Genomic DNA, 15271 nt, shown 5'->3' on the forward strand with positions numbered 1-15271 from the left:
CTCCTCGCATCGCCCCTGCCCGTTGCTTGATCGTTTTGAAGCGCGGGGCCATTGATCAATAGGATCCGCCGATGATCACAAGACAACGGCTGGCGGCGGGAGTCTGCGTCCTGCTCGCCGCCCTGGCGGCCGGGATCGCCGTTCCGGCCGATGCCGTCGCCGACGAGACGACAGCCCAGGACGCGCCCAAGGTCGATCTCGTCCTCGATGTCAGCGGTTCGATGCGGGCGCGGGACATCGACGGCGGTTCGCGGATGGCCGCGGCGAAGCAGGCCTTCAACGAGGTCCTGGACGCGACGCCGGAGGAGGTGCAGCTCGGCATCCGGACGCTGGGCGCCAACTACCCGGGCAACGACCGCAGGACCGGCTGCAAGGACACCGCGCAGCTCTACCCGGTCGGCCCGCTCAACCGGACCGAGGCCAAGACGGCGGTGGCTACGCTGCAGCCCACCGGCTGGACGCCGATCGGCCCCGCGTTGCTGAAGGCGGCGGACGACCTGGACGGCGGCAAGGGCTCCAAGCGCATCGTCCTCATCAGCGACGGCGAGGACACCTGCGCCCCGCTGGACCCGTGCGAGGTGGCCCGGGAGATCGCCGCCAAGGGCATCGGGCTGACCATCGACACGCTGGGGCTGGTGCCGGACGCCAAACTGAACAAGCAGCTCAGCTGTATCGCGGAGGCGACCGGCGGGACGTACACGTCGGTGCAGCACAAGGAGCAGCTGTCCGACAAGGTCAACCAGCTGGTGGACCGCACGGCGGACAGGACGGTCACACCGGTCGCCGTGGACGGCACCGACCGGTGCGCGACGGCGCCCCCGCTGAAGTCCGGCCTGTACACCGACCGTGAGGAGTTCGGGCAGCACCGCTTCTACCGCGTGGACGTGAAGCCGGGCCAGGAGCTGCGCGCCTCCGTCAGCGTGTCCGACGACCGGCAGGTCACCCCGGACTACGGGGTGACGCTGCGGGCCGTCACGGTGCACGGGCGGGAGATCGTGCGCGGTGAGGCGACCGGCTCGGGCCGCACGGACGTGCTGTCGACGGGGCTGCGCTATCCGAAGGCCGAGAGCGACGACGAGGACGCGCCCGCCGAGACGGTGTGCCTCCAGGTCGCCAACTCCTTCTCCCCGGCGGCCGGTGTGAAGACCACGCCCGGACTGCCGCTGGAGCTGACGGTCGACGTGGTCGACGGCCCCGGCAAGGCGAGCGACGTGGCCGCCTTCGGCCTCGGCCGCGGCTGGTGGCTGCTGGGCGCGCTCGTCCTCACCGGCTTCCTCGCGGGTCTGGTGTGGGGCTGGCTGTCGCGCTGGCGGATCGCGGTCTGGAGGACCAACTGATGCGTATCGCACGAGTGCTGACCGTGGCGGCCCTGCTGCTGGGCACCGCCGCCTCCCCGGCCGTGGCCGGCTCCTCGCCCTCCGCGAGCCCGTCCGGCGACGGCGCCGCGCCCACCTCGGCGGGCACGTCGTTCCGTACGGCGACGGAGATCGAGCAGGGCCGGCAGGCGACGGCGAGCGCCTCCACCGGTGACTACCTGTACTGGCAGTTCCCGGCGGAGGCGCAGCAGCGTCCCACCGTCAGGGCGACGGTCAAGCTGTCGTCGTCCTCGCGGAGTTCGGCGCAGACCTGGCAGCTCGACGTGTACGACGGGCTGCGGCGCCGCCAGGCGTGCCAGTACGGGGCGCAGACCCGGACCGCCGCCCCGGACGCCACGTCCGTGGACCTGTCCTGCACGCTGCGCACGGTCCGTGCCTGGTCGGAGCCGTGGGCGAACGACCCGCTGCCGGGCACGTACTACGTCCGGCTCGCCGTCGTGGGCGTGGGCGCAGCCGACCTCGGACAGCCGGTGAACACCGAGGTCCGGGTGGACTCCAAGGACATCGGCGGCTCGGCGGCGGTGGACGGGGCGCTGGCGGAGCCGCTGGTACCGGGCATAGCGACGCGGTCCGAGGTGTCCTCCGTCGCGGACACCCCGGACAGGGCCGCTCTCTCGAAGTTGCGGCCCGACACCTCGCGCTGGTGGTCCGACCGCTGGGTGTGGACCGGGATCGGCGGTATCCTCGCCGCCCTGGCGGGCATCGGCGGCTACGCACTGACCCGCGGCTCGGGGCGTCCCTCCCGGATGCCCCCAGGAGTCTGAGGCCGCCCCCCCGTGCACCGGGCCCCCGCGTCACCGTCGACGCCGGGGGCCCCTCCGGTCAGTTTCCCCGCAACACCTCGGCGAGCGCGCGGTCCCCCGACACCTCGCGCCGGTGGTCCGACCCCCTGGACCGGGATCGGCGGCATCCCCGCCGCCCTGGCGGGCATCGGCGGCCACGCGCTGACCCACGGCTCGGCGCGTCCCTCCCGGACCCCCCAAGGAGTCCGAGGCCGCCCCCCCGTGCACCGGGCCCCCGCGTCACCGTCGACGCCGGGGGCCCCTCCGGTCAGTTTCCCCGCAACACCTTGGCGAGCGTGCTGTCCCCCGACACCTCGACGCGTCCCTCCGCGACCGCCTGAGGGAGCGTCAAGGCGCCGCGGCCGAGGGCGTCGCACGTCTCCGCGTCCAGGGTCAGCCGGGCGTCGGGCTCCTCGGGAGCGGCTCCGTCGCCGTACACCGGGCCGCCCTCGGCGCCCGGCCGGAGGTGGAACACCCCCTCGTCCAAGTGGACTTCGACCAGCCCTTCCCCCTCGAGGCAGCGCAGCAGCGGCAGCGCGAACCAGTGCGCGCGCACCGCGTCCGTCGGCCGACGCTCCCCCAGCGCGGGCGCACCCCAGGTCCCGAGCGCCTGGAGCACGGGCAGCAACCCCCGCCCCCGCGACGTGAGTTCGTACACGTACGCGGCCCCGGGCGGCGGCAGCCTGCGTCGCGTGGTGAGCCCGTCGCGCTCCATGTCCCTCAGCCGGGAGGCCAGCACGTCCGTGCTCACGCCCGGCAGGTCCGCGTGCAGATCGGTGTAGCGGCGCGGACCGGCGAGCAGCTCGCGGACGATCAGGAGGGTCCAGCGGTCGCCGACGACGTCGAGCGCGCGGGCCGTGGAGCAGTACTGGTCGTAGCTTCGGCGAGGTGACATGCGACGCAGTCTAGACGTGTTGTTGGACTTTCCAAGCCGCCACTTGGTAAAACCAAGCAACACAAGTCACCGGAGGGGAAGCGGCCATGGAGTTCCGGCAGTCGAGCAAACTCAGCGAGGTCTGTTACGAGATCCGCGGCCCGGTGATCGAGCACGCGAACGCGCTGGAGGAGGCGGGCCACAGCGTGCTGCGCCTGAACACCGGCAACCCCGCGCTGTTCGGTTTCGAGGCGCCGGAGGAGATCCTCCAGGACATGATCCGGATGCTGCCGCAGGCGCACGGCTACACGGACTCGCGCGGCATCCTCTCCGCCCGTCGAGCGGTGGCGCAGCGCTACCAGGAGCGGGGTCTGGAGGTCGGCGTCGACGACGTCTTCCTCGGCAACGGCGTCTCCGAGCTGGTCTCGATGGCCGTGCAGGCGCTGGTCGAGGACGGTGACGAAATCCTCATCCCCGCCCCCGACTTCCCGCTGTGGACCGCCGTCACGACGCTCGCGGGCGGCAAGGCGGTCCACTACCTCTGCGACGAACAGGCCGACTGGTACCCCGACCTGGACGACATGGCGTCGAAGATCACGGACCGCACGAAGGCCGTGGTCGTCATCAACCCCAACAACCCGACCGGCGCGGTGTACCCGAAGGAGATCCTCGAGGGCATCCTCGACCTCGCCCGACGCCACGGCCTGATGGTCCTCGCGGACGAGATCTACGACCAGATCCTCTACGACGACGCCGTCCACCACTCGACCGCCGCGCTCGCCCCCGACCTGGTGGTCCTCACCTTCTGCGGCCTGTCGAAGACGTACCGCGTGGCGGGCTTCCGCTCCGGCTGGCTGGTGGTGACGGGCCCCAAGCAGCACGCGAAGGACTACCTGGAGGGCCTGACGATGCTGGCCTCCATGCGCCTGTGCGCCAACGCGCCCGCCCAGTACGCCATCCAGGCCGCGCTCGGCGGCCGCCAGTCCATCGACGAGCTGACCGCCCCGGGCGGCCGCCTGCACGAACAGCGCGACCGTGCCTGGGAGAAGCTCAACGAGATCCCCGGCGTGACGTGCGTGAAGCCGAAGGGCGCCCTGTACGCGTTCCCACGCCTCGACCCCACGGTGCACAGGATCCACGACGACGAGAAGTTCGTCCTGGACCTGCTGCTGCGCGAGAAGATCCAGGTGGTCCAGGGCACGGGCTTCAACTGGCCGGCCCCGGACCACTTCCGCATCCTGACCCTGCCGCACGCCGATGTCCTGGACACGGCGATCAGCAGGATCGGACGTTTCCTCAGCGGCTACCGGCAGTGACGGGGCGACGGGGTGCGGGAACGTCGTCCCGTCCGTCGGCGTCTCAGCTGCGCAGCGCCTGACGCAGGGCCGTGGTGGCCTGCGCGACGGCCGACCGGGCGGCCTGCGTGTTCGCGAGGCCGTTCAGCATCACGAAGTCGTGGATCATCCGCGGGTAGTGGGTGGCGGTGACGGGGACGCCGGCGGCGCTGAGCTTGGCGGCGTACTGGCGGCCCTCGTCGGCCAGTACGTCGCTGTCGGTGATGACCAGCGCCTTGGGCAGGCCGCGCAGCTGGGTGGTGGAGGCGCGCAGCGGTGAGGCGGTGGGTTCGCTGCGGACCGCGGTGTCGGGGGCGTACTGGTTCCAGAACCACTTCATGCCCGCGGCGGTCAGCCAGCAGCCGGTGGCGAAGCGCCGGTAGGAGGCGGTGGTGAAGTCGGCGTTGGTGACCGGGTAGAACAGCACCTGCTGGGCCAACTTGGGGCCACCGCGCTGCTTGGCCATCAGGGTGACGGCGGCTGCCATGTTGCCCCCGACGCTGTCGCCGGCCACGGCGAGCCGGGAGCCGTCGACGCGGATCTCCTTGCCGTGCCGGGCGACCCACTGGGTGGCGGCGTAGGCCTGCTCGTCGGCGACGGAGTACCTGGCCTCGGGCGACCTGGTGTAGTCGACGAAGACGACCGCGGCCCTGGCGCCGTTGGCGATCTGCCGTACCAGCCGGTCGTGGGTGGAGGCGTCGCCGAGGACCCAGCCGCCGCCGTGGAAGTACATCACCGCCGGCAGCGTGCCGGTCACGCCGTGCGGCCGGACGATGCGGATCGAGACCGATCCGGTGGGCCCGCCGGGTATCGTCCGCGTGGTGATGTCGGCGGGCAGCTTGGCCACCGGGTAGGCGGCCTGGAGTTTCAGCAGCGCCTGGCGGGCGGCGGCGGGACTCAGGTTCTGGATGGGAGGGCCGTCCGCCGCGGCGAGCTTGTCGAGAAACGCCTGGGCGCCGGGTTCGAGGGTCGCTCTGGGGTCGCCGCACGGCGCCTTGGGCGTGGCGGCGGCGGCCGGGGTGGCCAGGGCCGGGACGACCGCGAGAGCCGCGGTGGTGAGCAGCGCCGTCAGGCCGGACCGGGGCTTCAGCGGAGACCGGGAGCGTCGGATGGCGCTCATGGGCGTCCTCCTTCCGAGGGTCACTTCCCCGGTGAGCCTTCCTGCGCTCCCGCCGTCCGGCCCGCCGGGGTGGGCCGACGGGGTGGCGCCGTACGGCCGCCCGGGTGGTCGGCGCGGCGGTGCGGTTTGCGGGGGAGACCGGAGGTCGGGAGGGGGCGGCTCCGGCGCGGGTGCGGGAATGCCTCTGCCTCAGCCCGGGTTGGTATCTTCCGTGGCCGATCAACGAAAGCTGATCACCGAATTGGGGAACGGATGTCGCAGAACGTGCACGCAACGGTGGCCGAGGGGGGAACGGTGGCCGAAGGGATCCAGGGCGTGCGGGAGGAGTTCGCCGCCTTCCCCGCCGAGGAGACGTACGCACCGGGTGCCCGGCTCGCCGCCCACGTGAACGGGCGCCGGGTGGTGGACCTGTGGGCCGGAGAGGGCGTTGAGGGGAGCCCCCCGACCACCCCGTACGCCGGAGCAGGCCGAGGCGCCGGCGGCGCGGGGCGCCTCCCCGGGGGAGCGGCCGTCCGGCGCAGTCCGTGCTGCGCGCCGCCGCGCGGGTATGACACGGTTCCGGTGAGCGGAACAGGAAGGACACGGCGTGGGTGACCTCCTTCTGGTGCGGCACGGCGAGACCGAGTGGTCCCTGTCCGGCCGGCACACCGGGCGGACCGATGTCCCGCTGACCGAGCGCGGCCGGGAGCAGGCGCGCCGGCTGGCTCCGCTGATCGCCCGGCACCATGTGGCCGCCGCGTTCGTCAGCCCGCTGCAGCGCGCCCGGGAGACGGCACGGCTGGCCGGCATCGGCGGGGCGCAGGTCGACGCGGACCTGGCGGAGTGGGACTACGGCGGCTACGAGGGGGTCACGACCGTCGAGATCCACCGGACGCGGCCGGACTGGTTCCTGTTCACGGACGGTGTCGCACCCGGGCCGCCGGAGCGTCCCGGGGAGAGCCCGGAGGAGGTCGGGGCGCGGGCGGAGCGGATGCTCGCGAAGATCGACGCGGCGCTCGCGGAGTCGGAGGGCAGCGTGGTCGTCGTCTCGCACGGGCACTTCCTGCGGGCCCTGACCGCGCGACGGCTCGGGCTGCCGGTCTCGTCGGGGGCGCTGTTCCAGCTCTCCACGGGGACGATGAGCCGGCTGAGCACGGAGCACCGCCGCCATGTCGTGGCCGGGTGGAATGTCAGACCCGACGCGTACTGTTCCCATGGGTCCCTCTCCGCGGGGGAGGAGGGGCCTTCCGAGGGGCACTGAGAGTTCCTTCGGCGCTCTGAGGGGAGGACGCCGTGATCCGACCGCCGACCGCCGCGCAGCGGCGCCTGATCGAGGCCGCCGACCCCGTGACCGGGCGGCTGCGGGGGACGGAGGCCCAGTTGGCGGCGCTGGTGAAGCGGGGGCTGGCCTTCCGGCACCCGCGTCCGCCGCACGACCACTTTCTGACCCCGGCGGGGCATCGCGTACGGGAGACGCCCGCCGAGGAAGCGGGCCCGGGCGCTCCGGCCGCGGCGGACGCGGGCGTGTTCACGGCGCGGGTCGGCGGTGAGGAGGCCCAGGACGCGGGACCCGCCCGGCGGCGCGAGGTGCACAGCGCCTGGCAGGGGCTGCTGGAGCTGCGCCGGATGACCGATCCGGGCGGCGCCACGGACCGCCCGTGCGGCTGGGAGCGGCAGCATCTGGTGCGCGCCGCCGCGCTCGCCCTGGAGGCGGCCGGGCACCGGCCCGCGACCGGCGACCTGGGCACCGGCTACCGGGTGCGCGCGACCCCGCAGCCGGAGGCGGTCGCGGTGCACGAGCCGGACCTCACTGCACTGCGCGCCTGCGCGGCCACGCTGGAGCAGGCGGGCTGGCAGGTGAGCGAGCACACCGAGCCGCGGACGCGGGAGCGGTACGTGCTGGCCTCACCGAGACGCGTGTGACACCGCCCGGATCTCGCGTCAGTGGCCACCGCTCGGGGGCTGGCAGTCGGTGCCGTCGGGATAGCCGCCGAAGGCGTCCGCACGGGTGGTGTCGCGGCTCATCGTGCCCTCCACACACAGCGGGTCGGCGTCGATGAGAAAGCCGACCCCGGTGGCGCCGTCCCCGTAGGACTGCACGTTCCGGTAGCCGAGAGCGGTGAGCGCTCTGCGGGTGCTGTCCGGGCGGAAGTCGCCGCGCCTGCGCAGCGGTTCGAGCGCGTGCTCGACGCGTGCGACGGCCGCGAGCCCCTGACAGCGGCTGCGGCCGTGCAGCGGGATGGGAACCCTGAAACCGTGGTTCTCGGCGTAGTGGTCGGTCGGCGGGGCGGTCGGGCTCGACGGGTGCGCGGTCGTCGGTGGCGCCGACGTGGGACTCTCACCGGGGCACGGCAAGTCCACCGGCGCGCTCGGCGCCGGCACCGCGGACCGGGAGGGCCCGCCCGCGGCGACGCCGTCCCCGGCCCGCTGGGTTCCGCATCCCGCCGCCAGCACGGCCAGCAACGCCATCGACAACATCCCGAGGCTGCCCGCGGACGTTCTGATCATCGTCATGTCCCGATCATCGCCCACGCCACGGCAGACGTCATGAGGTGTTCTCCCCATACCGCTCCCCCGCCGGCCGGTCAGCCCTCTGCGGAGATCCGCGCCAGGCGCCGGGCCTCGTCCCGTGTGGAGCGGGCGATGACGTCCTCGTCGACGGTCAGCAGCCCGCCCTGCTCCACGATCTGACGGCCGTTCACGAAGGAGGCGGTGACGGGCGCCGCCGCCCCGAAGACCAGCGCCGTCACCGGGTCGGCGATGGAGGAGTGGGCGAGGGTGTCCATCCGCCACAGCACCAGGTCGGCCAGCTTGCCCGGCTCCAGCGAGCCGATCTCCGCCGCGCGGCCCAGCACCTGCGCGCCCCCGTAGGTGCCGAGGCGCAGCGCCTGGCGGGCGTTCAGGGCGGCTTCCCGATGGGCGCCCAGACGGTTGATGAGGAGTGCGTTGCGCAGTTCGGTGTGGAGTTCGCCGGACTCGTTGGAGGCGGTGCCGTCCACGCCGAGGCCGACCGGGACGCCCGCCGCGAGCATGTCGGGCACACGGGCGATGCCGGCGGCCAGGCGGGCGTTGGAGGACGGGCAGTGGGCGACGCCCGTCCTCGTACGGGCGAAGGCGGCGATGTCGGAGTCGTTCATGTGGACGCAGTGCGCCATCCACACGTCCTCGCCGAGCCAGCCGGTGGACTCGAAGTAGTCGGTCGGACCCATGCCGAACAGCTCGTGGCAGAACTTCTCCTCCTCCACCGTCTCCGAGCCGTGGGTGTGCAGCCGTACGCCCTTCCTGCGGGCCAGCTCGCCGCCCTGCCGCAGGAGCTCGGTGGAGACGGAGAAGGGCGAGCAGGGGGCCACGGCCACCTGCGTCATGGCGTCGAAGGAGGCGTCGTGGTGCTCGTCGACGGTCGCCTCGGTGGCGGCGAGCGCGTCGTCCAGGGTCTCGACGGCGAAGTCCGGCGGCAGGCCGCCGTCGGACTCGCCGCGGTCCATGGAACCGCGGGCGAGGGTGAAGCGGACGCCCATCTCGCGGGCGGCGCGGATGATGGCGCCGGACAGGTCGCCGGAGCCCCTGGGGAAGACGTAGTGGTGGTCCATGGCGGTGGTGACGCCGCCACGGGCCATCATCGCCAGCGATCCCCGGGCCGCGGCGTACACCATCGGCTCGTCGATGCGCGCCCAGGTCGGGTACAGCGCGACCAGCCAGTCGAACAGGTTGTGGTCGGTGGCCAGACCCCGGGTGATCCACTGGTAGAAGTGGTGGTGGGTGTTGACCAGGCCCGGAGTGACGAGGTGGCCGGTGGCGTCGATACGCCGTACGACGTTCTCCAGGCCCTCGGGGGCCCTGCCCCCGCCGACCGCCTCGATGCGGTTGCCGGCGAGGACCACGTACCCGTTCGCGAACTCGGTGTCGTGCGTGTCGACGGTCGCGATCGCAGCGTTCTCGATGACGACGCGCTGGACTGTCATGGCGGGTGTCTCTCGCTTCCGTCACAGGTTGGTCAGGTCCACCGGGATCCGTGCCTCGCCACCGTCCCGCAGGACGGTGGCCTCGATCAGGCCGTAGGGGCGGTCGGCGGCGAAGTACACCTCGTTGTCGTTCTTCAGCCCGAACGGCTCCAGGTCCACCAGGAAGTGGTGCTTGTTCGGCAGCGAGAAGCGGACCTCGTCGATCTCGGGACGGTGGTCGATGACACGGGCGCCCATCTGGTACAGCGTCTGCTGCAGGGACAGGGAGTAGGTCTCGGCGAAGGCCTGGAGCAGGTGCTTCTTCGTCTCCTCGTACGACGTCTCCCAGTCGGGCGTCTCCTGGGCGTCGTCGGTCCAGTTGAAGCGCCAGCGGCCGGAGACCTCGGTGGCCAGGACGCGGTCGTGGGCCTCCGGCAGCGTCGTGTACTTGTCCTTCAGGTAGCCCCAGAACTCGGAGTCGGTCGAGTTCATCACCGTCAGGTCCTTCAGACCGGAGACCACCTCCCAGGACGAGCCGTCGTAGGTGATCTGCGTCAGTCGGGTCTCCCGCCCGGCGCGGACGAAGGAGTGCGCGCCCTTCCCGGAGTGCTCGATCCGGTCCCAGGCGTACTCCTCGACCCGGATGCGGGCCCGGTGGATCGGCTCCTGCGAGGTCACGAAGTGGCGGGCGAGACGGATGCCGAACTGCTCGGCGGAGTCGATGCCGTGCTCCTTGGCGAACGCGTACACCGTGTTCTTGGTGGTGTCGGTCGGCAGCACGCTGGCGTTGGAGCCGGAGTAGTGGACCTCGTCCATGTCGCCGCTCAGCGACACCGAGACGTTCAGGTCCTTGATGTGGTGGGTGGCGCCGTCCCGTGTGATCCTGACGACCCGGGTCTCGGCCTTGCCGTACTGGTTCTGTCCCAGCACGGGGCGGGACGGGCGGGGATTGTCTGCCATCTGTCTGCTAGCTCCCTCGGTAAACGGAGTAGCCGAACGGGTTGAGCAGCAGCGGTACGTGGTAGTGCTCGCCCGGCACGACGGCGAAGGTGACCGTCACCTCCGGGAAGAACGCTCCTTCGGCACCGCTGTCCCGGTTCGCGGGGGCGTCCTGCTGCACATCGGCTCGGTTCTTCTCGAAGTACGGCTCCACCTCGAAGGCGAGTCGTACGTGGGTGGTCTCCTGCGGCAGGGCCGGAAGGTCCCCGCACCGGCCGTCCGCGTCGGTCGCGCCGCCGCCGAGCGCCTGCCAGTCCGCGTGGCGGCCCGGGCGGGCGGAGAGGCGGACGGCCACGCCCGCGGCGGGACGGCCGATGCTGGTGTCCAGGATGTGCGTGGAGACGGAGGCGGTGGTGCGGGTGCTCATGCGGTGTCGCCCTCTTCGACGATGCGTGCCAGCCGGATGCGGTTGATCTTGCCCAGTTCGGTGCGGACGATCTCCCGTTCCTGCTCCGGCGCGTTGCCGATCCGCTCCCTGACCGCGTCCCGCATCTGCTCACCGGACTTCCCCGTGGCGCAGATCAGGAACACATGGCCGAACTTCTCCTGGTAGGCCAGGTTCAGCTCGAGCATTTCCGCCTGGAGCTCCTCGGGGGCGCCGGCCATGCCCCGCTGCTCCCGTGCCGAGGCGGCGTCACCCGGCTTGGGACGGCCGATCGGCGGGTGCCCTGCCAGCGCCTCCCGGAGATCCGTCGTGGTCAGCTCCGCCATGGCGGCGTCGTTCGCGGAGCGGAGGTCCTCGGCGGTGGCGTAGGGGCGCCCGGAGAGCAGTCGCCCGGCCCACGTCGTGGACGTGCACACCTCGTGGAGGGCGGCGAGGGCCGCGGACTCGTCCAGGCCGTTGAAGCGGGCGAGGCCCGGTGGCGTGGGTGGTGACGTCACGGTGCCTCCGTGGCCTTGGTCCTGGACGGGTGCGAACAGCTAACGCCCTGGGGCCGAGCGAGGTCAACAGTTTGTTGAAAATTCCGGGTAACAAGCGGGGCGTGGCCCTCAGGACTCCTTCTCCCGGTTGAGGTAGTTGTAGACGGTGAACCGGCTGACGCCGAGCGCGCTCGCCACGGTCTCCACTCCGTGGCGCACGGAGAAGGCGCCGCGCGCCTCCAGGGTCCGTACGACCTCCTGCTTGGCCTTCCGGTCCAGGTCGGACAGGGGCTTGCCGCGCTTGCGCTCCATGGCGGCCAGGATGTGATCGAGCGAGTCGGCGAGCTGCGGCAGACGCACGGCGACGACACCGGCGCCCTGCCAGGCGAGCACCACGTCGTCGGGGCCGGCCTGGTCCGGGGGCAGCATCTCACCCCCTATCGCGTCGACCAGCGGTTTCACGGCCGTGATGAACGGCTCGTCCCCGGTGCCGGTCACCTGTCCTCCCCGATCACGTTGACCTGCAGCGAGATCCGGGTGGCACCGGCCTCAAGGGTCCTGCGCAGGAGCGTGTCGACGGCGGTGAGCACGGCGTCGGCGCCGCCCTCCGCGGTGTTGCCGAACGGGCCGACGTCCACGGCGTCCAGATCGGCGGCCCCGACGACGTCGCGGGCGACCAGCGCGTGCGCGGGCGCCTCATCGAGGTCGAAGGGTTCGGTCGTGAACTCCACTCTCAAACGCATACTGCCCCCAGAAACCGACGTGACCTGCGTCTTTCCCAGGACCGCCCACTGCGGGGGCATGCCCGGCAGCGACTCTAACGGAACCGGGGCCACCGCGGACGGCGGTCAGGGCACAGGCTCTTCCAGGGACTGTTCCGTCCAGATGATCTTGCCGTCGGTGGTGTAGCGGGTGCCCCAGCGTTCGGTGAGCTGCGCGACGAGGAACAGGCCTCGCCCGCCCTCGTCCTCGGTGCGGGCACGCCGCAGCCGCGGCGAGGTGCTGCTGCCGTCGGAGACCTCGCAGATCAGCGCGCGGTCCCTCAGCAGGCGCAGCTGGACGGGGCCGCTGGCGTGCCGGATGGCGTTGGTGACCAGCTCGCTGGCGACCAGCTCGGTGGTGTAGCCGAGTTCGTCCAGACCCCAGGCGGACATCTGGCCGGTGACCGCCTCACGCGCGCGGGAGACCACCGCCGGATCGCTGGGCAGCTCCCACTCGGCGACCCGCTCCGGGCCGAGCGCGTGCGTCCGGGCGACGAGCAGGGCCACGTCGTCGCTCGGCCGGGACGGGAGCAGTGCGTCGAGGACGGCCTCGCAGGTGTCCTCCGGCGCCCGGCCCGGGCAGGCGAGGACACTGCGGAGCTTGTTCAGGCTCGTGTCGATGTCCCGGATCCGGTCCTCGATCAGACCGTCGGTGTACAGCACCAGTTGGCTGCCCTCGGCCAGCTCCAGCTCCACCGTCTCGAACGGCGTCCCGCCGAGCCCGAGCGGCGGTCCCGACGGCAGGTCGACGAAGTCCACGCTGCCGTCGGGGCAGACGACCGCGGGGACCGGGTGGCCGGCCCGGGTGAGGGTGCACCGCCGGGACACCGGGTCGTAGACGGCGTACAGACAGGTGGCTCCGACGATTCCGGCGTCCGGGTAGGTGGGCTCCACGGCCCAGCCCTCGCCCCGGTCCAGGCGTCCGACCAGGTCGTCGAGGTGGGTGAGGAGCTCGTCGGGCGGAAGGTCCAGGGAGCAGAAGTTGTGCACGGCCGTGCGCAGCCGGCCCATGGTGGCCGCGGCGTGCAGTCCGTGCCCGACGACGTCGCCGACCACCAGGGCCACCCGGGCGCCGGACAGCGGGATGACGTCGAACCAGTCGCCGCCGACCCCCGCCTGGGCGGGCTGGTAGCGGTAGGCGACCTCGACGGCGTTCTGCTCGGGCCGGCCCCGGGGCAGCAGGCTGCGCTGCAGGGCGAGGGCGGTGTTGTGCTCGCGCGTGTAGCGGCGGGCGTTGTCGATGGAGATCGCCGCGCGGGCGGCCAGTTCCTGGGCGAGGGACAGGTCGTCGTCCTCGAAGGGGGTGGGCTTCTCGGAACGGTAGAAGCTCACCACGCCGAGGATCGTGCCGCGGGCCCGCAGGGGTACGGTGATCAGGGAGTGGATGCCCTTCGTCAGCGCCCGCCCGAACCGCGCCGGGTCCTGGGCGATCCAGCCGTCGGCTTCGGACAGGACGGGTTCGAGCACGGACTGCCCGGTCTCCAGGCAGCGGACCTGCGGGGTGGAGGGCACGTACCGGACGAGGTCTCCGATGCCGTACACGGGCAGTTCCCGGCGGACGCTGCCGAGCGCGACCCGGCGCAGCGGAATCTGACTGCCGAGCGACCCCGGCTCCTCGCCGAGCAGCACGGAGTCGGGCAGATCGATCACCGACAGGTCGGCGAACCGGGGGACGGTCACCTCCGCCAGTTCCTCCGCGGTGCGGGTGACGTCCAGGGTGGTGCCGATGCGCACGCTGGCGTCGTGCAGCAGCTCCAGGCGCTTGCGGGCCAGAACCGCCAGTCGGCCGACGCCGGGCTCGCCGACGAGCAGCAGCCAGCCGTCCGCGCCCGTGTCGCCGTCGTCCGCGGTCGTCTCGGGCCGGGTGCGGGACTGGGGGGCCACGGGTGATGCCGGCGTCGTGACGGCGGGGACCGGGGGCGGTGGTGCGACGGCGCGCAGGACGACCGGCGGGGTTCCGTCCGGTTCCGGGGGCGCGGGCGAGGGCGCCGGTGCGGTGATCGGCGGTGCGGTGATCAAGGTGGGCACTGCGGCCCGCGGCGGTGCGAGCGGCTCGACCGGCGGGGCGAGTTCGACATGGCGCAGGTGCGGCCCCCCGGCGACGCGGGCCTCCACGACCACGCCGGTCTCACCGGCCGCTCCCCTGACCTGGCGGCGCAGCAGCGTGGCGACGCGCCCACCGGACAGGGCCACTTCGTCGAGGGTGCGCTGCGGCGAGGCGATCAGTTCCTCCGCCTTCTCCCGCAGCACGGCGAGGTCCGTGCGGGTGAGGGCGTTGCCGTTGAAGCCGAGCCCGTCACCCATGTGCTGGGGTTGCCGCGGCCAGTCGAGGGCGCCGCCCGAGTCGTGGCAGGCCCGCTCGTAGGCGGCGAGCAGTGCCCGCTCCCGGTCCGTGGCCTGTTCCAGCAGCCGGCCCTCGATGTCGCGGGCGGCCTGCCGCACCAGCCGCAGCATGGCGGGGTCGCCGTCCTCGCGCAGGCAGGTGAGGTCGAGGACGGCCTCGATCCGCCCGCTGAGCGGGTCGCGGATGGGCGAGCCCGCGCAGGCGAACGGCTGCAGGCAGTCGGCGAAGTGCTCACGGCCGACGACATAGATCGGGCTGCGGCCGGCCAGTGCGGTACCGACGCCGTTGGTGCCCGCGGCCCGCTCCGAGGCGTCGAAGCCGGGGGCGAAGTTCACCGCGTCGAGACGCTCGCGCAGCTGCCGGTCACCGCCGTGCCGCTGGACCATGTGGGCCCGCGCGTCGCAGAACGCGATCGCCATGCTCACGTTGGCCAGTGACGCGGTCAGATCCTTCAGGACGGGGTCCGCCGCGCGCAGAAGCCGGTCGTCCAGTGCCAGTTCGGCGGCGTAGGGCACCAGGAGGCGGTGCGGCTGGACCCCTTCGGACCTGCACCGCTGCCAGGATTCGAGCACCGAGAGCCGGACGTCCGTGTCGACTCGTGCACCGGCCAGAAAACGCTCATGTGCATCGACGAGACCGCCGATGTCGTCCCAGGCGACGGACACCGCGCTCACTTCCCTCACGGAGGGCATGCTCCCAGCCCTTCAGCTTAGGTCCATTATGCCGCCAATCACAACATCAAAAACGTGAGCGGCATAAGGGGTATATGCAGGGCATATCGAGCTGATCGGCCACAGCGCCGAGCGGGAGACCCACACCCCGAGACGGCACGACCGGTTCCCACCGAGTCGACGGCAGGCGACTCGACGGCGCACACCGATACGAAATTCGCCGTGCATA

At 72.4% G+C, this 15271-nt stretch carries 15 protein-coding genes; 5 read left to right on the forward strand and 10 right to left on the reverse strand.

Annotated elements, in window-relative coordinates:
• Positions 1-71 precede the first annotated feature (71 nt).
• Entirely contained in the window at positions 72-1337 is a 1266-nt protein-coding gene (locus AC5WS8_RS29900; RefSeq protein ID WP_496106619.1) for a VWA domain-containing protein, read from the forward strand.
• Positions 1337-2140, forward strand: a complete 804-nt coding sequence (locus tag AC5WS8_RS29905; protein WP_496106620.1) for a hypothetical protein — start codon at positions 1337-1339, stop codon at positions 2138-2140. The genes AC5WS8_RS29900 and AC5WS8_RS29905 overlap by 1 nt, the downstream gene beginning before the upstream one ends.
• 286 nt (positions 2141-2426) lie before the next feature.
• Here AC5WS8_RS29905 and AC5WS8_RS29910 read toward each other — a convergent pair whose 3' ends face one another.
• Positions 2427-3053, reverse strand: a complete 627-nt coding sequence (locus tag AC5WS8_RS29910; protein ID WP_496106621.1) for a winged helix-turn-helix transcriptional regulator — start codon at positions 3051-3053, stop codon at positions 2427-2429.
• A gap of 86 nt (positions 3054-3139) precedes the next feature.
• Here AC5WS8_RS29910 and AC5WS8_RS29915 point away from each other — a divergent pair, with 86 nt between their 5' ends.
• On the forward strand, positions 3140-4348 hold the full coding sequence (locus AC5WS8_RS29915; protein ID WP_496106622.1) for a pyridoxal phosphate-dependent aminotransferase: 1209 nt from the start codon (positions 3140-3142) through the stop codon (positions 4346-4348).
• A 43-nt stretch (positions 4349-4391) separates the two neighbouring features.
• On the opposite strand, the gene AC5WS8_RS29920 is transcribed toward AC5WS8_RS29915, so the two are convergent.
• The gene (locus AC5WS8_RS29920; protein ID WP_496106623.1) at positions 4392-5486 is read right to left on the reverse strand and encodes an alpha/beta hydrolase; all 1095 of its coding nucleotides are present in this window, start codon (positions 5484-5486) and stop codon (positions 4392-4394) included.
• 586 nt (positions 5487-6072) lie between these two features.
• Between AC5WS8_RS29920 and AC5WS8_RS29925 the strand changes: the two genes are divergently transcribed.
• Positions 6073-6726, forward strand: coding sequence for a histidine phosphatase family protein (locus AC5WS8_RS29925; protein ID WP_496106624.1), 654 nt, complete (start codon positions 6073-6075; stop codon positions 6724-6726).
• A 32-nt stretch (positions 6727-6758) separates the two neighbouring features.
• Positions 6759-7388 carry a hypothetical protein gene (locus tag AC5WS8_RS29930; protein WP_496106625.1) on the forward strand — a complete coding sequence of 210 codons (630 nt, stop codon included), beginning with the start codon at positions 6759-6761 and terminating at the stop codon, positions 7386-7388.
• Between the two features lie 18 nt (positions 7389-7406).
• Here the strand turns inward: AC5WS8_RS29930 and AC5WS8_RS29935 are convergent, their stop codons facing one another.
• The 8 genes from AC5WS8_RS29935 to AC5WS8_RS29970 all read right to left on the reverse strand — a co-directional run bounded on the left by AC5WS8_RS29935 (position 7407) and on the right by AC5WS8_RS29970 (position 15063).
• Positions 7407-7979 carry a hypothetical protein gene (locus AC5WS8_RS29935; protein ID WP_496106626.1) on the reverse strand — a complete coding sequence of 191 codons (573 nt, stop codon included), beginning with the start codon at positions 7977-7979 and terminating at the stop codon, positions 7407-7409.
• Positions 7980-8050: 71 nt separating this feature from the next.
• Entirely contained in the window at positions 8051-9427 is a 1377-nt protein-coding gene (locus AC5WS8_RS29940) for an 8-oxoguanine deaminase (protein WP_496106627.1), read from the reverse strand.
• Positions 9428-9448: 21 nt separating this feature from the next.
• Entirely contained in the window at positions 9449-10366 is a 918-nt protein-coding gene (gene pucL, locus AC5WS8_RS29945; RefSeq protein ID WP_496106628.1) for a factor-independent urate hydroxylase, read from the reverse strand.
• A gap of 7 nt (positions 10367-10373) precedes the next feature.
• Positions 10374-10772, reverse strand: coding sequence for a hydroxyisourate hydrolase (uraH, locus tag AC5WS8_RS29950; RefSeq protein WP_496106629.1), 399 nt, complete (start codon positions 10770-10772; stop codon positions 10374-10376).
• Complete coding sequence (gene uraD, locus AC5WS8_RS29955) at positions 10769-11287, reverse strand: 2-oxo-4-hydroxy-4-carboxy-5-ureidoimidazoline decarboxylase (RefSeq protein WP_496106630.1); 519 nt, start codon at positions 11285-11287, stop codon at positions 10769-10771. The genes uraH and uraD overlap by 4 nt, the downstream gene beginning before the upstream one ends.
• Positions 11288-11395: 108 nt before the next feature.
• Positions 11396-11764: a helix-turn-helix domain-containing protein gene (locus AC5WS8_RS29960; protein WP_496106631.1), complete on the reverse strand. Its 369-nt coding sequence runs from the start codon at positions 11762-11764 to the stop codon at positions 11396-11398.
• Positions 11761-12009, reverse strand: coding sequence for a hypothetical protein (locus AC5WS8_RS29965; RefSeq protein ID WP_496106632.1), 249 nt, complete (start codon positions 12007-12009; stop codon positions 11761-11763). Before AC5WS8_RS29965 ends, AC5WS8_RS29960 begins: the two co-directional genes overlap by 4 nt.
• A 105-nt stretch (positions 12010-12114) precedes the next feature.
• Positions 12115-15063 (reverse strand): SpoIIE family protein phosphatase, encoded by a 2949-nt coding sequence (locus AC5WS8_RS29970; RefSeq protein WP_496106633.1) that lies wholly within the window; start codon positions 15061-15063, stop codon positions 12115-12117.
• Positions 15064-15271 lie beyond the last annotated feature (208 nt).

This window comes from Streptomyces sp. PTL18, assembly GCF_059510295.1.